Annotated in this window: 14 protein-coding genes, 12 tRNA genes and 1 pseudogene; 21 read left to right on the forward strand and 6 right to left on the reverse strand. The window is 37.2% G+C overall.

Going from position 1 to position 18565, the window contains the following annotated elements:
- Positions 1–65: 65 nt before the first annotated feature.
- From BAU16_RS02250 to BAU16_RS02305, 12 genes are all read left to right on the forward strand, one after another.
- Positions 66–154 (forward strand) — tRNA-Ser (locus BAU16_RS02250).
- 7 nt (positions 155–161) lie between these two features.
- Positions 162–233: transfer RNA gene (locus tag BAU16_RS02255), tRNA-Glu, on the forward strand.
- 13 nt (positions 234–246) lie between these two features.
- Positions 247–319 (forward strand) — tRNA-Val (locus tag BAU16_RS02260).
- Between the two features lie 10 nt (positions 320–329).
- A tRNA-Asp gene (locus BAU16_RS02265) sits at positions 330–405 on the forward strand.
- Between the two features lie 30 nt (positions 406–435).
- Positions 436–511, forward strand: a tRNA-Phe gene (locus BAU16_RS02270).
- Position 512: 1 nt separating this feature from the next.
- Positions 513–593, forward strand: a tRNA-Tyr gene (locus BAU16_RS02275).
- Positions 594–595: 2 nt separating this feature from the next.
- Positions 596–669, forward strand: a tRNA-Trp gene (locus BAU16_RS02280).
- A gap of 31 nt (positions 670–700) precedes the next feature.
- A tRNA-His gene (locus BAU16_RS02285) sits at positions 701–773 on the forward strand.
- Between the two features lie 6 nt (positions 774–779).
- Positions 780–851: transfer RNA gene (locus BAU16_RS02290), tRNA-Gln, on the forward strand.
- A 36-nt stretch (positions 852–887) separates the two neighbouring features.
- A tRNA-Cys gene (locus BAU16_RS02295) sits at positions 888–958 on the forward strand.
- Positions 959–988: 30 nt separating this feature from the next.
- Positions 989–1072 (forward strand) — tRNA-Leu (locus BAU16_RS02300).
- 58 nt (positions 1073–1130) lie between these two features.
- Positions 1131–1203: transfer RNA gene (locus tag BAU16_RS02305), tRNA-His, on the forward strand.
- 131 nt (positions 1204–1334) lie between these two features.
- Here BAU16_RS02305 and BAU16_RS02310 read toward each other — a convergent pair.
- The 3 genes from BAU16_RS02310 to BAU16_RS02320 form a co-directional block, all read right to left on the reverse strand.
- Positions 1335–2459: a tyrosine-type recombinase/integrase gene (locus tag BAU16_RS02310; protein WP_161526364.1), complete on the reverse strand. Its 1125-nt coding sequence runs from the start codon at positions 2457–2459 to the stop codon at positions 1335–1337.
- Positions 2456–3802: a replication initiation factor domain-containing protein gene (locus BAU16_RS02315; protein WP_161526365.1), complete on the reverse strand. Its 1347-nt coding sequence runs from the start codon at positions 3800–3802 to the stop codon at positions 2456–2458. The genes BAU16_RS02310 and BAU16_RS02315 overlap by 4 nt, the downstream gene beginning before the upstream one ends.
- 226 nt (positions 3803–4028) lie before the next feature.
- Positions 4029–4223, reverse strand: a complete 195-nt coding sequence (locus BAU16_RS02320; RefSeq protein WP_086303677.1) for a DUF3173 family protein — start codon at positions 4221–4223, stop codon at positions 4029–4031.
- A gap of 185 nt (positions 4224–4408) precedes the next feature.
- On the opposite strand from BAU16_RS02320, the gene BAU16_RS02325 reads away from it, so the two are divergent.
- The 5 genes and pseudogenes from BAU16_RS02325 to BAU16_RS02340 all read left to right on the forward strand — a co-directional run bounded on the left by BAU16_RS02325 (position 4409) and on the right by BAU16_RS02340 (position 9727).
- Positions 4409–4933 (forward strand): helix-turn-helix domain-containing protein, encoded by a 525-nt coding sequence (locus tag BAU16_RS02325; RefSeq protein ID WP_161526366.1) that lies wholly within the window; start codon positions 4409–4411, stop codon positions 4931–4933.
- 163 nt (positions 4934–5096) lie between these two features.
- Positions 5097–5825, forward strand: coding sequence for a hypothetical protein (locus tag BAU16_RS02330; RefSeq protein WP_161526367.1), 729 nt, complete (start codon positions 5097–5099; stop codon positions 5823–5825).
- 70 nt (positions 5826–5895) lie between these two features.
- A pseudogene (locus tag BAU16_RS13760) lies at positions 5896–6980 on the forward strand (ATP-dependent nuclease); the annotation flags it as partial.
- On the forward strand, positions 6954–8021 hold the full coding sequence (locus BAU16_RS13765; RefSeq protein WP_442896816.1) for an ATP-dependent nuclease: 1068 nt from the start codon (positions 6954–6956) through the stop codon (positions 8019–8021). The pseudogene BAU16_RS13760 and the gene BAU16_RS13765, both read left to right, overlap by 27 nt.
- Positions 8006–9727, forward strand: coding sequence for an ATP-dependent helicase (locus tag BAU16_RS02340; RefSeq protein WP_161526368.1), 1722 nt, complete (start codon positions 8006–8008; stop codon positions 9725–9727). Before BAU16_RS13765 ends, BAU16_RS02340 begins: the two co-directional genes overlap by 16 nt.
- Positions 9728–10098: 371 nt before the next feature.
- Here the strand turns inward: BAU16_RS02340 and BAU16_RS02345 are convergent, their stop codons facing one another.
- On the reverse strand, positions 10099–11250 hold the full coding sequence (locus tag BAU16_RS02345; protein ID WP_137605938.1) for a hydroxymethylglutaryl-CoA synthase: 1152 nt from the start codon (positions 11248–11250) through the stop codon (positions 10099–10101).
- Between the two features lie 183 nt (positions 11251–11433).
- Between BAU16_RS02345 and BAU16_RS02350 the strand changes: the two genes are divergently transcribed.
- Positions 11434–13830, forward strand: a complete 2397-nt coding sequence (locus BAU16_RS02350; protein WP_137605937.1) for a hydroxymethylglutaryl-CoA reductase, degradative — start codon at positions 11434–11436, stop codon at positions 13828–13830.
- Positions 13831–13947: 117 nt separating this feature from the next.
- Here the strand turns inward: BAU16_RS02350 and BAU16_RS02355 are convergent, their stop codons facing one another.
- Positions 13948–14589, reverse strand: a complete 642-nt coding sequence (locus BAU16_RS02355; protein ID WP_048603153.1) for a hypothetical protein — start codon at positions 14587–14589, stop codon at positions 13948–13950.
- Positions 14590–14779: 190 nt separating this feature from the next.
- Between BAU16_RS02355 and BAU16_RS02360 the strand changes: the two genes are divergently transcribed.
- On the forward strand, positions 14780–15784 hold the full coding sequence (locus BAU16_RS02360; protein WP_137605936.1) for a nucleoid-associated protein: 1005 nt from the start codon (positions 14780–14782) through the stop codon (positions 15782–15784).
- Between the two features lie 45 nt (positions 15785–15829).
- Here the strand turns inward: BAU16_RS02360 and BAU16_RS02365 are convergent, their stop codons facing one another.
- Complete coding sequence (locus tag BAU16_RS02365; protein ID WP_161526369.1) at positions 15830–16186, reverse strand: YxeA family protein; 357 nt, start codon at positions 16184–16186, stop codon at positions 15830–15832.
- Positions 16187–16429: 243 nt separating this feature from the next.
- Between BAU16_RS02365 and tuf the strand changes: the two genes are divergently transcribed.
- Entirely contained in the window at positions 16430–17617 is a 1188-nt protein-coding gene (gene tuf / locus BAU16_RS02370; protein ID WP_048603150.1) for an elongation factor Tu, read from the forward strand.
- Positions 17618–17812: 195 nt separating this feature from the next.
- Entirely contained in the window at positions 17813–18439 is a 627-nt protein-coding gene (locus tag BAU16_RS02375) for a lysozyme family protein (RefSeq protein ID WP_048603149.1), read from the forward strand.
- Positions 18440–18565: the final 126 nt, after the last annotated feature.

An 18565-nucleotide genomic window follows, 5' to 3' on the forward strand; every position in this document is an offset into this window, starting at 1 on the left:
TCGAGTCCTACTGCCGGAGTTCTCAATTTTTTTAAAATTGTAGAGTAATGAGCTTCTTTCACTCGGGAGAGTTGTCCGAGAGGCCGAAGGAGCATGATTGGAAATCATGTAGATGGTAAACACTGTCTCAAGGGTTCGAATCCCTTACTCTCCGTTTTGTTGGTCCGTTGGTCAAGTGGTTAAGACACCGCCCTTTCACGGCGGTAACACGGGTTCGAGTCCCGTACGGATCATTAATTAAAATATGGAGGTTTAGCTCAGCTGGGAGAGCATCTGCCTTACAAGCAGAGGGTCAGCGGTTCGATCCCGTTAACCTCCATAATATGAGTGGTTCCGTGGTGTAGGGGTTAACATGCCTGCCTGTCACGCAGGAGATCGCGGGTTCGATTCCCGTCGGAACCGCCATTTATAAATTTAATTATCTTCATTTTTTGTGGCTCGGTAGCTCAGTTGGTAGAGCAATGGATTGAAGCTCCATGTGTCGGCAGTTCGATTCTGTCCCGCGCCACCATGGAGGAGTAGCGAAGTGGCTAAACGCGACGGACTGTAAATCCGTTCCTTCGGGTTCAGTGGTTCGAATCCACTCTCCTCCATTAGGGGCATAGTTTAAAGGTAGAACAGCGGTCTCCAAAACCGTTAGTGTGGGTTCAATTCCTGCTGCCCCTGCCATTATTTTTTGTTACTGTTAGTTAGTGTCATGGCGATTGTGGCGAAGTGGTTAACGCACCGGATTGTGGCTCCGGCATTCGTGGGTTCGATTCCCATCATTCGCCCTTTATTGGGGTATAGCCAAGCGGTAAGGCAAGGGACTTTGACTCCCTCATGCGTTGGTTCGAATCCAGCTACCCCAGTTCTACATTTACAGATGTAGAAAAAAATAGTATAATGGCGGTATAGCCAAGTGGTAAGGCAGAGGTCTGCAAAACCTTCATCACCGGTTCAAATCCGGTTACCGCCTTAGTACTAATTATTACTATTATATTGTTATGCCGGCGTGGCGGAATTGGCAGACGCGCTGGACTCAAAATCCAGTGCCCTCACGGGCGTGCCGGTTCGACCCCGGCCGCCGGTATAAAGAGCTAAGATGTTATTTCATCTTAGTTTTTTATTTGAAATTGAATAGTACGATGGCGATCGTGGCGAAGTGGTTAACGCACCGGATTGTGGCTCCGGCATGCGTGGGTTCGAATCCCACCGTTCGCCCTAATGAAGACTCAGCAGAATTTTTTGGGTCTTTTTTTGTTATTGAAAGAAAGAAATCAAGAGAATGAATCAGAGGTATTTTGGTTGAAAAACACCTCTGATGGACCAATCATGGACCAGCTCGTTACTTCTTAAATCAAATCATTCAAGCGATCCGCCATTTCTTGTTGTCTATTAGGAAATAAATGCCCATAAACATCAATGGTCGTTGTAATACTTGAATGTCCCATTCGTTCTTTGATTGTCACTAATTCTTCTCTATTATCGATCAGCAAAGCCACGTGTGAGTGGCGGAAATCGTGGATTCTAATCTTTTTCAAATCTGGATGATGGCGATAAATCACATCCATTTTCTTGCGAACGTGAAATCTTGTAGTCTCCATCAATTTAAATTGAAAGACTTGTGTCGTGTTTCCGTGTGGAAGATCGAACTTGTTGATGAATAATTCCTTTTGTTCTTTTTTCCAGATTTTCAGCATATTTGCGAGTTTTGAATGGATACTGATTCTGCGGATCGAGCTTTTAGTTTTCGGTGAGGATACAACCGTCTGTCCTTTGATTTGTGAGACATTTTTATTGATGATGATCTCACGCCGATTAAAATCAATATCATTCCAAGTTAGAGCAAGCAGTTCACCAATTCGCATTCCTGTAAAGAAGAGAGTATAGAAAATTAATTCAAAACAGTTTTCTTTTGAATTTTCTTCTTTCAGATAATCTAAGAACTGTGAAAATTCATCGGGTGTCCAGAACTCCATCTCTTTCTTTTCAATTCGAAGATTTTTGATTTTAAAACAAGGATTTGTATCAATAATTTCTTCATCAACAGCTACATCAAATATTTTCTTTAAGAGCAAAATAATTTTGTTGATCGTGTTGTAACTTAGATTGCTGTTGTCAATGAGCACTTCTCGAAATTCTCGAATGTGTGATCTGGAAATATTTCTGACATCCGCATTTTTGAAATAGGGGAGAAGATGGCTTTTGAAATTTGCTTGCTTTGAATAATTGTAAGAAGGTTTATGCTCATGTTTAGTTTGTTCAGAGAACAATTCGGCGAGTTGTTCGAAAGTGATAGTAGTACGATCTTTCATTAATTTTGTTGTATCAGTTTGTCTAAGCTCACTCTCAATCATTTTCGCCTTCGCTAATGTGTCGATTCCATAGAATTTTTTTCGAATTCGTTTGCCTGTAATTGGATCGACTCCAAAAGACACATCAACCTTGTATTTTCCTTTTACCTTGCTTATCGTCATTGTTGAAAACCTCCTAAGTTCTTTAGAAGCTTTTCAGAATGTGATATACTCAACTTGTATAGGGCGGAGTATGCATCGGAGGAATAATTTTCTTCTGTTATGTGTACTTTGCTTTTTTCTTTTTGTTCCTTTCTAAAAAAGAAGGATCGTTCAAATATACGAATCTGATCCTTATAAGGTTCTGGATCGTCCTTGATGATTTCAATCAATGTTTTTTGTCTTTTATTTAATTCCGCGTTTTCAATGATTTGTTCTAGTAGTCTAGCATTCAATTGAGTGTCAACGATTGAAAGAAATTTGAGTGTGGGAGCAACATTATTGATTATCCATGAGGCACTTCTTGCATACGATACCGCTTTGACATCCAAAGGTAAAGATATTTTTCTAGCCGATCCTATCAGACGTTTCCAGTTGCGATCCATTTCAACATCTTTTTCTGTTTTAGGCCGATCGTAAAAGCACAGGTGAGTATTCAATAGCCCATATATGACATTCTCTACATCTTGGTGTTTCAATAACTCTTTCGCTAATTTGTCAGCTTTTTCATGTCGGAATCGTAGTTCATAGCGATTGACGATTCCTGCTTCATCCAATTCAATTCCTTTCTTGCGTTTTTGTTCATAATTTTTTTGATAAAAGCAGAAGTGGACTAAACTTTTCTTGGAACCGAAATAGATTGTCGTTCCGTTTGACTCATTATTAGAAATATCTTTTGAGGAGATCACTTCAGCGACTTTGAATTTTGACCAGAATTCCTCTCGTTCGATCTTTTCCTTGATCTCATCTAAATCAATTACGCCTACCGAATCATCCAAAGCCAAATCAATTCGAGTGAAATTCCCCTGATACTTGAATACTTTTTCAAAAAAGTCAAACCAGGTTTCTTTTCTTGATTTGAGCCATCCACCTAACATTGTACAGCCTTGCCCAGATAGCTCTAAAAGTACGCCCTTTTCTCGATTCGAATGAGACCTTAAGAGATTGATGATATTTAAGAGGGAGAGTCGATCGTCGTAACCCAGAGGTGCACTATCGTGAAATTCAAAATGTTTATTTGCAATTCCTAATATTTCCGTAATAACCCACTCGGATTCTAAAGTAGAGAAGTGGATGGAAAGGTAATCTATTTTTCCTTTGAGAGGTTCGTCACCTTCAAGGTCGTGAAAGAAGTCAAATAGTGTTTCTAAATTGCTTTGAGATAGTTTACGTGTGCCTGCTTCTGCTTTAGAGAGCATAGAACGTGAAATGCCAATTTCTTTGGCTAATTCTTTTTGTGATAATCGGTGAAGCAGTCGGGATTCTTTGATGGATTCTCCAACTTCTAGTGAATCTAATTTTTCCATTTAATACCTCCGTAATATGAGTGTGACTGAACAGTTGAAAAAAGTGACAGACAAATTGTTGATGTAACAGTGTTGAGGGGAGTGGTAAGACATAATTATTTAGTGTTAGCCCCCTGTTAGAATATGGGGCTTGAAGCAGCAAAGCTGCTAGGGTATCGAAATCGCTGTAACAAAGCTTGCGGTTGCTGGCGCAACCGCGCTTTGCCACAGCGTTTCGACACCTATATTAGTCTGATTCCAGTGGATCGATACCAATCAGCTCTTCAATCGCATGATTCGGTACAACTCCAAGTCTGCGATTTTTATAATAAGAGAAGCCTTTGCTGACTAACAACTGTTTCGAATCGTGGATGATCTTTGCTGCATGATAGTTTGAATAACCTGCTCGAATGAGATCTTTTTTTGAGACGAGTTTTGCCATAGATTCACCACCTTTTTAGTGTTATAAACTAACACTATTAATGTTTGCCTTTAGTATATCAGGCATAATTCATTTTGTAAACACTAATAATGTTAGTGTTGTTTACAACCAACATATTAAATGTTACCATTATGTAGTAGAAACGATATGTAACTCTTTCAAACAAACTTAAAGGGGTTAAAACGATGTTTAATGAAGAGAAAAATTTAGATAAAAAAATTGGAAAAAATATTAAACGGATTCGAAATGATCGAAAAATCACTCAAAAGGAACTTGCCGAATCTTTAGGGATCATCGAACAAACAGTTTCTAAAATCGAGCGTGGTGTTTTTTCGCCGTCATTTGCTACATTACTTAAAATCTGTGAGACTTTAGATACGACGCCTAATGAATTGCTACTGGAAGATAGCGACTGGAAGGACTGGAAGACAGAGCAACTTGAGCAGTTAGATTACTCTGTTACAGGTTTATCTGACAAAATTAGTATCGTTGAAGATCAGTGGGCAAGGGCAGATATGGAAAAGGAAAAAGGGAATATAAAAGGTGAGAGATTCCATATCGATACGATAATCGGTATGTACGCGTGGACGAATGAACATTACCGTGGTATTGCTGATTTTTTATATCAAAAAGATTTAAAGATTTATCTTGATAAGATGACTGATGAAGTTAGAAAAAATAAGATTAGCAACTTGAATCTTTTGGATTAAAGGAAATAATTGATAGTAGATTATATATATCAAAATAACAGATTCATAAAGAAATGAGTTAGATTACTCATTTGGATCATAATTAGAAAGGACGTCAGATTTGGCTAAGCGGAGAAGAAAACATCAATGCGTTTTGTGCAAGGAATTTTATAAGAACTATAAAATGAGTGAAGAACATTACCCGGCCCGAAGCGTAGGAAATGAAGACATAGTAGCTATGGATTTTTCAAAATCTTTAAATTTACTCATGAATGACTCATTTCGAGATATGATTGATCAAGGTATTCGTAATGGGAAAGAAATGCAGCAAATTAGTGATGAGTTATTTGATAACGAACTTTCTACGTCACTTTATCCGAAAGGAAGAACAGCAAGAACTTTATGTAGGAATTGTAATACATTCTTAGGAGTATACGATGAAGCGTATAAAAAATTCTTTGATGTTGACGGTGATCCCAAAATTGTTAAGGGCTATCACCCTACTACCAAGAATAGAATAATTAAGTCCATTTACGCTAAATTTCTCTCCGTTCCGGAATGTAAACATGAAGATTTTGATTTCATTAATTTTATTAAGTCCGATTCAATTGAATATGACGGTGAGTGGAAAATATTTTGCACTAAACGGGATAACTCAACTGATTTATTTGGGTTACCTCACATTGGAACTGGTAAGATGACCTATCCTGAGGGGGACATTTATGAATTATCAGATGTAAAGTTTATTTACCATTTAATGAAGTTTGAACCGCATGAAGGATATAGAGCGTTAAATATTTTTGATATTACCAAAAAGAAGTTCAAGATTATTGAAGGACATGAACTTATAGACGGTGGGTATCATTCTGGTCTAATGATTCAACAAATGCTTCCTGATCTTTTTATAGACTAAAAAAAAGTTATATTGGGATAAAAGTGAGTTTATCATACATTTCTTATTTTTTTGGGAGGAGTTAAAAAGGGTGTATATATCAGAAATAGAAATTTTTAATTTTAGATGCTTCAAAGAAAGTACGAAAATATTACTGAATAATGGCGTTAATGTTTTTATTGGAGCTAATAACTCAGGTAAAACAACGATAATAAAAGCTATGCAGCTCTTATTTAGCGAAGACGCAAAAAGGAAATTATCAGTGGGTGATTTCCACAAAGAAATTTCAATCGAAGAGCTAAAGAAAAGGCCACCGAAAATTGTAATTACTGCTAAGATTATTGAATCTGCTGAGGACGAAGATTATTCCAATGATTTGATCACTGTTTCAACATGGTTAACTAGAATAGAAAAACCATATGAAGCAAGACTAACGTATGAGTATTATTTGCCAGAAAAATATATTGATTCATATTTCGAAATAATGGGCAATATAAGTAGTCAAGATATTGAGGATTATTGGAATGAAGTAGAAAATAGTTTTATACCCAAATATAAATATCATTTGCTAATCGGTGATCCTACTTATAAAACATTGATTGACTATGATTCATTAAAGAAATTTGATTTTCAATTTTTGAAAGCGGTTAGAGATGTTGAAAGAGATATGTTTGTCGGTAGTAACTCACTACTTAAGGAAGTAATAGATTTCTTTATTGACTATGATATAAAAAATGATACTAAGATGACCTCGGAGCAAAAAAAACTCGAAATTCTAGAGAAAAAGAAAGATTTCTCAGCAAAAGCTTCAAGTCTAATTAATGATCTCCAAGTAAGAATGAAGTCTGGAAAAGATGAAATGTTGAAGTACGCCACAAATACAGGAGCCTCATTTGAAAAGCTACAACCTGCTTTTGAAGGAAAAATATATGATACTGAATTATATTCTGCTTTGAAACTAATTGTAGAAAATGAAACAGGAATTAAAATACCCGCTGCTCAAAATGGATTGGGATATAATAACCTTATTACATTTCACTGTTGTTAGCAAAAATGCAAAAAAATTCTTCGGGTACTTATCTTGGAACCAATGCAAAAAATTATTCTATTTTAGCAATTGAAGAGCCGGAAGCGCACTTGCATCCTAGTATGCAATATAAATTATTGAGCTTTTTGACTTCAAATAGTAAGAATGAAGTTCGCCAAGTATTTATAACATCGCATTCCCCAAATATTACGGCGGCTGTTAAACTTGATAATTTGATAGTGCTTGAGCATAACGGTAATAATTTAAAGGTATCATATCCGAGCAAAGTCTTTAGTTGCTCTATGGAAGATCAAGAATCAAAGTTGTTTGTTGAGAGGTTCTTGGATGTAACCAGATCAGATATGTTTTTTGCTAAGAAAATAATTTTTGTGGAAGGATTAGCAGAGCAATTATTAGTTCCTGAATTTGGTAGAATGATTGACAAGGATTTAATTGATCAACATATTACTGTAATCAATATGAATGGAAGATATTTTGATCATTTCCTTAAATTGTTCAATCTAAATAATTCAAGTTTTGCTATGAGTAAAAAAGTTGTTTGCATTACTGACAGAGACCCTGTCAGAAAAGAAAAAAAAATAAAGAGCGATGATGAGTCATATTGGAAAAAATGTCATCCTATTTTCCTAAATTTTGACTCTGAGAAATATGAGTATAACCCTTGTTCAAATTCCGTGTTAAATAAGGATATCAAATTTTGGAGTAAAAACATTGGTTTTTACTCTCAACCTATGTCTTTAGGTTCTACATTAGAATATCAAATGATGCTAGAAAATATTGAATGTGAAGACCTAATAACTCATAGTGTAAAAAATAAGCCTGAGTTGAAAAGCTTGATTGATTACTATAAAAAGTCAATTGATAACTATAAAAAATCACAAGAAGTAGATTTAAAGACTTTTGTTGACATTTTAAGGTCAAATACTACCAATAACGAACTAAAAGAAATTTATGAAAACCATCATTTTGAAAAAAAAGAATTTATGAAACACGTGATTGCAACTAGATACCTAGAATCTATAAAAAAAGGAGAAGCAGCCCAAGAATTATCAACAAAAGTAATGCTGATAAATTTGAATAATAATAGTGATAAAACAGAAAAGTTGGATAAAATAGAGTTGAACGTACCAAATTACATTTCGGAGGCGCTCAAATGGATATTCAAATAGAAGAGATAACTAGTAATACGTTTCTCCCAATAGACAAACATTTGAAAATAAGTGCTGGCCCAGGAGCTGGGAAAACCACTCTACTGGCTAACCATATTCAAAATATCATAAGAAATTCAAGTAAGATCTCAGAACTTAGAAAGGTCGGATGTATTACTTATACCAATATTGCTGTTGAAACTCTAAAAAAGAGACTCGGAATAGCAACAGATTATGCTGAAATTGGTACAATTCACAACTTTTTTTTTAAGCATATTGTAAAACCATATCTATGGATTCTTTCTGATGAATACGTTTTTGATTTTGAAAGAATTTCAGGTCATGATGATATAGTCCCAACTTATTCAGTTGTTCAAGAATGGATTACTTCAACTAAATCTGGGTATTTGACTAACGCTAGTTCTTTAAGTGAGATTTCCGGTAGACTCCAAAAAATACTTTGGAAGTTAGATGATAAGGGTGTTCCTTATCTCGGTTTTCCCAATTTATGGCAAGGAAAAATTGGGAAATATTTTATCAAAAAAGAATCATTATTTGAATATAAAAAAATTTGTTGGGCTAAAGGATTGATTCACCATGATGATGTTATGTTCTTTAGTTTAAAAATAATTGAAAAAAACAAAAGGATCGTTGATATTATTAGAGCAAAATTTCCATATATTATGATTGATGAGTTTCAAGATACAAGTTTAATACAGAGCAAAATAATAAAAAAGATTGCAGAAAGAGAAACAATCGTAGGTGTTATTGGCGATGAGTGTCAATCAATTTATAAATTTGCTGGAGCAGAAGTGGACGAATTTATTGACTTCAATTTGAAGGGAGCAAAACATTTTAAGATTAGAGGAAATAATAGAAGTACAACAGAGATAATAAATGTACTTAACCATATTAGTAGGGATGCAAAATTGAATCAGTTTTCTCCAAAAAAAATCAGAGGAGATAAGCCGTCTCTTATTGTAGGAAGTATGCAAAGTGCATTTCAACATGCGAAATCTATCGCAGGTGAAGATCCATTACTAACACTAGCCTATAGAAAAGATGATCCTAGTAAATTAAAACATGGAGTAGATAATTTAAACAATGAAGATTTGAAACTAAGTTTATTATTTGACGATGGAGATAGAGGAAGAAAAATATATTTCGTGATTCAAAGTGTAGAATATGCAAAGGATGGTAGAATTCAAGATGCAATGAAGTCAATGTCAAAAGCATATCGTAAAGATAAAAAATTTGAGGATTGTGATTCCTTAAAAAATCTTCAAAGTTTATTGAGCAGTTATCCAAATTATGAAAATTTATCTATAACAGATTTTTACAATACTTACATTTTCGGAAAATTTTATACAAAACAGAAAATAAGTAGAGGAAAAATGAGAGATTTTTATTCCGAGATCGTTTATAAAGATATTGCTAGTATTGTAGATTTGGATGATACAGGTAGCTTGTTTAGAACCATTCACAAGTCGAAGGGTGACGAGGAAGAGAGTGTTTTATTAATTATCGAAAATAGTGATAATTTCAATGAGGATAAAGATTTAAAATTTATATTGTCTCCCTCGATTAAGGAGAATGAAGATCATAGAGTCTATTTCGTAGCTCTTAGTAGAGCCAAAAAGAAGCTTTTTATTAATATACCAAGCCTATCGGAGCAATCCAAACAAAGGATTGATAGCATGAATCTTTTTAAGATTGTATACTTGTAGTAATCAGGAAAAACTTTTTGATATATAAATTTTAGAGTATACCATATTCTGTTGCTTCTTTAATTGACCATTTTTGGACCAAATCATTAAAATTCTAGCGTTTTCATTCAAGTTTAAACATTTAAAAACATTGATTTAATAGGATTTCAACTCCAAATATACTGATCTAGCCCAACTCAAAATCCAGTGCCCGTTGAGGGCGTGCCGGTTCGACCCCGGCCGCCGGTATCATTGATGTATCAGTCTTCTTAGAAGATTGATACATCTTTTTTTTGACAAAAAGAGCTTTTTCGGCTCTTCGTCAAATCGGACTGATGGTGTCACCTATGAACTAGGTTTTTCAACGAAAAAAAGGACAATCAATGTCCTTTTTAGTCGAGATATGTTCGAATGTTGTCTTTAATTCTCACGATACTATATGGGGTTGGGTCATTATAATCAGAGAGAGTATCTAAGTTGATTTTCTCTGAAAAAAGTATTTCATATTCCTTGATTGATAATTGTTTACGGTTATTTAGTAGTTGCTGATGTTTTTTTGTTAATAAAGGTTTTTTGAAGTTTGCTGCTAATTCTCCTGTGAAAAACTCGGCAACGGCTCCAGAACCATAGCTGAATAGACCAATTTGATCGCCAGACTGCAAAGCGGAACTATTTTCTAGCAGAGAAATCAATCCTAGATACAAAGATCCAGTATAGAGGTTGCCGATTCGTCGGCTATATTGAATGCTTTCCTCGTAGCGAGACAATAGGCGGGCTTGTTCTTCTTCTTTGAGATCAGTAATTTGTGCTAATAGAGCTTTTTTTCCCATCTTTGTATAAGGAATATGGAAGGTTAGTGCTGCATAATCGGTAAAATCAAGATTAGTTCGTTTCTTATGTTCTTGCCAAACAGTTCCAAAGGCATTGATATAAGTTTCGTTTGATAAAGGACCGTCAACGATTGGGTATTCATAACCGGTTGGCCGCCAAAAGTCATAGATATCTTGAGTTAAACTTACGCTGTCATCTTTAAGGATTAAAATATTCGGGTCGCTGGTCACTAACATTGCGACTGCTCCGGCTCCTTGAGTGGGTTCCCCCCCAGAGGCCAATCCGTACTTGGCGATATCAGCTGCCACAACCAGAACTTTTTTATCTGGATGCAACAGAACGTGGTTTTTTGCCAGTTGTAGCCCAGCTGTTGCACCATAACAAGCTTCTTTAATCTCAAAGGAGCGGGCAAAGGGTTGAATGCCCATTAGACGGTGTAAAACCACCGCTGATGCTTTTGATTCGTCAATGCTTGATTCTGTTCCGACAACAACCATGTCGATGTCTTGCTTGTCTTCTTCCGTCAGAATTGCTGCTGCAGCATTGGCAGCAAAGGTAACGATATCTTGGCTGATTGGATTGATTGCCATTTGATCTTGACCAATCCCAATATGAAATTTGTTTGGGTCGACGTTTCGGGCGTTAGCAAGATCTGTCATATCTATATAATAAGGTGGAACAAAGAAACTAATTTTATCAATACCTACTGTCATACTCAGACTCCTTCAACTCATTTTTCAGTCTGATATAAAGGTATCATAATTCTTTGATTTTGGGGATAAAAAAAGCGAGAATTTAAAGTTTGTTAAAATTTCTAGTTTTAGCTTAGGTGAGAAGGAAAATGTTATTTGTTTTTTTCCTGTTTAATGATATATTGCAATTTGGAGGTGTCACTTTTGAAAGAAGTTGTCATTATTGATGCGTTACGCACACCAATTGGAAAATACAAAGGTGCATTAAGTGAAGTCAGTGCAGTTGAACTTGGCACGCAGGTTACCAAAGCACTGCTTAAAAGAAATAATAAAATAAAATCTGCGATTCAGCAGGTAATTTTCGGCAATGTCATTCAAGCTGGAAATGGTCAAAATCCCGCGCGACAGATTGCGGTAAATAGTGGCATTTCAGTTGAAGTTCCGGCTTCAACGATTAATGAGGTTTGTGGTTCTGGAATGAAGGCAGTTATCTTGGCACGACAGTTGATTCAACTGGGCGAAGCGGAGATCGTTTTGGCTGGTGGGACTGAGAGCATGTCTCAAGCACCTAAACTACTGCCTTATCAAACAGATGGAACGTATGGGGAAGCAATCTCAAGCATGTTGCAGGATGGGCTGATTGATTCTTTCAGTGGGAATCATATGGGAATCACAGCGGAAAATGTTGCGGAAAACTATCAGGTTTCCAGAGAGACTCAGGATCTTTTTGCCTATCATTCTCAGATGAAAGCTGCGGCGGCGAAAAAAACCGGACGATTCACAAAAGAAATCGTGCCCCTGACAGTGGGAACTGGAATTGTCAATGAAGATGAAGGAATTCGCCCTTCAACCACCGTTGAGAAATTAGCCGAGTTACGCACGGTTTTCAAAGAAAACGGCACAGTGACAGCAGGAAATGCTTCCACACTAAATGATGGGGCATCGGCACTTTTATTGGCATCAAAAAGCTATGCGGATGCTAACGATCTCCCTTATTTGGCAGTTATCAAAGACGCAGTAGAAGTGGGGATTGATCCGTCAATCATGGGAATTTCTCCCATCAAAGCTATTAATAAGCTTTTGGAAAGAAATCAGTTATCCATCAGTGACATCGATTTGTTTGAAATCAATGAAGCTTTTGCTTCCTCTTCTAGTGTGGTGGAACAACAATTAGGCTTGGATCCGGCAAAAGTTAATATCTATGGTGGCGGTATCTCATTAGGACATGCAATCGGTGCAACCGGTGCACGTATTTTAACTACCTTAAGCTATCAGCTGATTGATCATCAGAAACAGTATGGTGTAGCTTCCTTGTGTATTGGTGGAGGATTGGGGTTAGCAGTTCTTTTGGAGCGGTCGAACGAAAGCAAAGGAAAATTTTACGAGCTTTCACCGGAAGAGCGATTGGCAAAATTAGTCCGAGAAAAGAAGGTCTCGCCGGAAACTAAGCTAGAATTTGAAAAAGCGGGCTTGGATACTGCAATTGCAAATCATCTGATTGAAAATCAAATCGGTGACTTTTCAATCCCATTAGGAGTAGCCTTGAATCTATCCGTCAATGAAAAAAAATATGTTGTACCAATGGCGACAGAAGAGCCATCGGTCATTGCGGCTTGTAGTAATGGCGGAAAGCTGTGCGGTGATTTTCAAGGAGAAATCCAGCAGCGACTGATGCGGGGACAGATTGTTTTTCAAGAGGTTGAAAATCCCGAAGAAGTGAGAACAGAAATTGAAGCACGCCAAGCAGAAATCAAGGAAAAAGCGGCAGCAAGTTATCCTTCAATCATCAAAAGAGGCGGAGGATTACATTCGTTGACTACGCGACAAGTAGGAACCTTTGTTTCCGTTGATCTTTTGATTGATGTGAAGGATGCTATGGGGGCCAATATTGTAAATACGATTCTTGAAGGAGTAGCGACAACTTTTCGCGACTGGTTTCCAGAAGAAGATATTTTGTTTAGTATTTTAAGTAATTATGCAACAGAATCTTTAGTCAATGTCTCTTGTCGGATACCTGTGGATCGGTTAGCCAAAAAAAATGGTAAGGCTGTTGCTGAAAAGATTGCAGCAGCAAGTCAGTATGCTGCCCTTGATCCTTATCGGGCGGTGACTCATAACAAGGGAATCATGAATGGAATCAATGGGGTGGTCTTAGCTACTGGAAATGACACGCGCGCTGTTGCTGCCGGTTGTCATGCATATGCTGCTCGGAATGGTTCTTATCAAGGATTGAGTCATTGGCAGGTAGAAGGAGATTTTTTGCTGGGAACAATCGAACTGCCATTAGCTATTGCGACGGTAGGAGGAGCAACGAGGGTTTTACCAAAAGCACAGGCAGCTTTAGCCCTTTTAGATGTCCAAAGTGCCGAGGAACTTGCACAGGTGATTGCTGCTGTTGGCTTGGCGCAGAATCTTGCCGCGTTACGAGCTCTCGTAACGGAAGGTATCCAACAAGGACATATGTCGTTGCAGGCACGTTCCTTAGCGTTATCCGTTGGCGCAATTGGAAATGAAATTGTACGTTTATCGGATCAGCTACAGCAGGAACCAATCATGAATCAGGAAACTGCTGTTAAATTACTGACCCAGTTACGAAAATAAGGGTAAAATTATCTCAGAGGAATAAATAAAAAAACGAAGGCTAAACTCCATTGGGCCGCTTGGTCCTGTCGTAATTACGACTTTTTTGGAGATAGCCTTCGTTTTTTTGATTGTTAATTATCGTTGATTGAGGGGAGTTTTGGCAAATTCTTCGATAACTGGAATGACCTCTGTTTTTAGCTTATATTTTCGTTCTAGCGCTTTTTCAATTGTAAAGTCATTTTCTTCGGTGGTAGAAATCGTAGCAAGTAAACGGTCTTCTTTCCCCTTTTCTTTGATTAAAAGCTGAGAGGCTTCAGTTTCTACAAAGAATTTAGGGAAAGCTTCGATTTGTTCACGAAATGCTTGAAAATCCAATCCATTTTTGGCTTCTTCAGGGGCTTGTTCCTTGGGTTCAGCTACTTGTACAGCTTTTTCTGCCACTGGTTGGGTTTGACGAGCAGGTGCCCAATAGCCGGCAATCTCATTAGCCAAATTCAAAGAAAAACGTTCCATTAGACCTGCTTCTTGTTTTTGAATCCGTTTCAGGACGGTAACGAAATTTTCATCCATAGGTACAGATAAAATTTGTTCCTTATGGGTTTCTCCCAGTAATTCGATCGTCATCTCTTGCAATTTCTTAGGATCGATATACACACGGATCGCTAGCTGATGATTTTGCAGGGCAAGTTTTTCTAAATTTTCAAAAAGCTGCAGACGCACTTGCTCAAACGAAGGGCGGAATTGTTTTAATAATTTTTGTTTTTGTTTTTTCTTCATCGTCTTCTCCTTTAGTCTAGTACCTTTTGTATTATAAGAAAAAAGTTGAAAAATGAAAAGGAAAAATTGAAAAAAAGCTGAAATCGGCCTCTCTTTCCCAGATATTTCAATTAAATGGCAGATTTGGTTAAAATTTTTACTTGTTTCTTGGTACATTTTCTACTACCCTTAGAAAGAAGGAGAAGTGAACATGGACATTTATTTAAAAAAAGCGATTTTACATGTCGTGGATCGTGAAGCTGGAACGCCGGTCCTTTCCCAAGTTGAGCTTGATCTAACGACAGAATATATTAGGGAATATTTAACAAAAAAAATTCAAAAATTATCAACAGCCCAGACAAAAACCGGTCAGTTGGTGGCTGCGTCTAGCTTTGCCCAACTAGCGATGGAAACGAAAGAACAGTTTGTTACCGGCAGCGAAAAACTGCTTCAGCGTTGGTTTGAAAAATACCATGAAAGCGAAGATGCGCCAAGTGCTGATGTTTTTATTGTTTTATATGAACAGGATGCCCAACCTTATCTTGCGTTTCTCAAAGTGAATTATGGTCAGGCCTACACCCATTACGTAGAGGCAGAAGAAACAGGAATTGCAAACAAGTTGATTATTAACCGGGCAATTTTAGCAAATAAGACCCAAAAAGCCGATGAAGGAATTGCGGTGAATTTGGGGGATCTAAGTTATGAATTAGTTGAAAAAAAATATACCTTTTCCGGTGAGAAGAAAAATTATTTCTCAACGGAGGTAATCGAAACACAGCCGTTACCATCACTGGAAGAAAATGTGAAGGTCATCAAACGAGTCGCCGAAAAAATCGGTGAGAAATTTGAGACGCCAAAGCATGATATTGCAGCGGACGTGAAAGAGGCAGTTTTTTCATCCATTGAAGAAACGGGTCAGGTAGCCGTTCAAGAAGTGGCGCAGCGGGTATTCAAAGATAATATTACTGCACAAATGGCCTTCCAAGAAGAAGTTTTGGAAAAAGGAGTCATTGATCAGTCGCCATTATTAAAAGATGTGAAGGAAATTACCGAGAAAAAATATGGGAAGCAAAAATTAAAATTGTCCAATGGCATCGAATTAATCGTACCATTGGATGTGTACCGCAACCGAGATTTAATCGAATTTATCAACAATCCGGACGGGACGATTTCTGTTACCATTAAGAATGTCGAAGACGTAATCAATAAATTATAAAAAATCACAGCAGTCCTTTCCTTGAAAGAGATTGCTGTGATTTCTTTAGTCTAGTTTGTTTTGGACTTTTTCCGGCAGCTCATTTTTGGTGACTTCTTCCCAACGCAATACACCTTTACGGGGATTGACTATTAATTTTAGGTAAGCTTTCAAACGCAGGGGCTTTTCTCGAGATTCACGGAGGGTTACTGTCGTTTTTTCTCCTTGTTCATTGTAAGCAGACTGATTTTCATAGATATAGACTGTGTATTGACGGCCGTCCGTTGCTTTTTCTGTCGTTTTCTCGCCATTAGTCGTAATTTGTGTATAGTAGCTGGTTCCACCATAGAAATAATTATAGGCGTAAAAACAGCCCGCTGTAAAAACAGCTAGTACGACTAAAAAAGGAATTATTTTTTTCAAATTTTTCACCTCAAACCAATTATTCTATAAAAAAGGAAAAACGTCTACCAAAAGATTTAAATGTGAAAAGGAGGAAGACGACTTTCTTGACTTTGACTAAGTTTGACCTATAATAAACATAGATTCAAACTTACAAAAGATAAGTAGATTTTCACAGGTGAAAATTTTTTACAATTGTGAGGAAAAGTCTATAATAAAAGTGAAGCCAAGGAAACTTGGAACCAATAATAGGAGGTTTTTGATATGGCAAAAGAACATTACGATAGAAGTAAACCACACGTTAATATTGGGACCATTGGCCACGTCGACCATGGTAAAACAACGTTGACTGCTGCGATTACAACCGTTTTAGGAAAAAAAGGGCTTGCAAATCCACAGGACTACGCAAGTATTGATGCTGCACCTGAAGAACGTGAACGGGGAATTACCATCAACACCGCCCACGTGGAATATGAAACTGAAAAGCGCCACTATGCGCATATTGATGCACCAGGCCACGCGGACTATGTAAAAAACATGATTACCGGTGCGGCTCAAATGGATGGAGCCATTCTCGTTGTTTCTGCAACAGATGGTCCAATGCCACAAACCCGTGAACATATTTTGCTTTCACGACAAGTTGGTGTAAAACACTTGATTGTCTTTTTGAACAAGACAGATTTGGTGGATGACGATGAATTGATCGATTTAGTGGAAATGGAAGTCCGTGAATTATTAACGGAATATAATTTCCCAGGGGATGATATTCCTGTGATCAAAGGATCTGCATTAAAAGCCTTGGAAGGGGATCCTGAAGCAGAAGCTGCTATCATGGAATTAATGGATACAGTGGATGAATACATTCCAACCCCTGAACGTGACAATGACAAACCATTCTTGTTGCCAGTTGAAGATGTCTTTTCAATCACTGGACGCGGTACCGTTGCTTCTGGACGTATTGATCGTGGTGAAGTCAAGGTAGGGGATGAAATAGAAATCGTCGGTATCAAACCTGAAACACAAAAAGCTGTAGTTACTGGTTTGGAAATGTTCCGTAAAACATTGGATTATGGGCAAGCCGGAGATAACGTCGGTGTCTTGTTACGGGGAATCACCCGTGACGAAATCGAACGGGGACAAGTTTTAGCAAAACCCGGTTCTATCACTCCACACACAAAATTTAAAGGAGAAGTGTATGTACTGACGAAAGAAGAAGGTGGACGTCATACACCATTCTTCAATAATTATCGTCCACAATTTTATTTCCGTACGACGGATGTAACCGGAAATATCGTTTTACCTGAAGGGGTAGAAATGGTCATGCCTGGCGATAACGTAACGATCGATGTTGAATTGATCCATCCAATCGCGGTTGAAAAAGGAACGACCTTCTCAATTCGTGAAGGTGGACGAACAGTTGGTTCTGGTATCGTAACTGAAATCGAAGCATAATTAATTGAAAAGGAACAACCAGACTCGGTACATAACGAGTTTGGTTGTTTTTTGCTTTTGTCGAATCGAAATTTGAATGAAATCTTTTATTTTTATTAATTTTAACGAAAGGAGGGGCAAGAATAGTAGCTCCTTTTATTCGGAAAATGGTACTATGGAAAAAGCCTAAAAAGTCTGGACGGGAATAAATAACCGATGAAGAAAAAATTTCGATGGATAAAACGATTACTCTTAGGAATAACAATCCTTTTATTTACAGCACTGATTCTATTAGGTGTTCGTAATTATTTGATTTTAAAACAGGTGCATACCTACGATCAGGAAATCAGTACTGCCAGTCAGAAATATGACATTTCTGAGTATCAAAATTTGATTGCTGCCATTATCTTTACTGAAAGTAAGGGAAAAGTAATCGATATTATGCAAAGTTCAGAAAGTGTCTACGGGGAAATGGGGAAAATCTCAAGCACGGAGGAAAGCATTGAGCATGGAGTGAAATTTTTGGCTGAAGCCCTTCAAAAAGCAGAGGATCAAAAGTGTGATTTGTGGACGGCGGTTCAAGCCTATAATTTTGGCTTAGATTATATTGATTACGTGGCAGAACGAGGAGGAAAAAACAGCTTAGAATTAGCAGAGGCGTATTCTAGGGATGTCCTTTCTCCGTTACTGGGGAATCAAGAAAAAACAAAATACCGTTATTGGGGAATTCATTCTCTGTTTTATAACGGCGGGTATTTATACCATAATGGTGGCAATTTATTTTATGCGGAGACAGTTAAGCTGAACCAGTTAAAAATTCAAGGGACAAATTTCCTTTTTTGATTTGACTGAAAAAGGGAATATGCTACACTAAGGAAGAATTCGCGTTTTCTGCAAAATAGTTGGTAATTACAAAAAAGATGACGCAGCAAAAAAACGAAAAGAAATTTGAGTAAGGGAGTACAACTG

The organism is Enterococcus sp. JM9B, assembly GCF_009933265.1.
In the GTDB taxonomy this organism is placed as follows: domain Bacteria; phylum Bacillota; class Bacilli; order Lactobacillales; family Enterococcaceae; genus Enterococcus_C; species Enterococcus_C songbeiensis.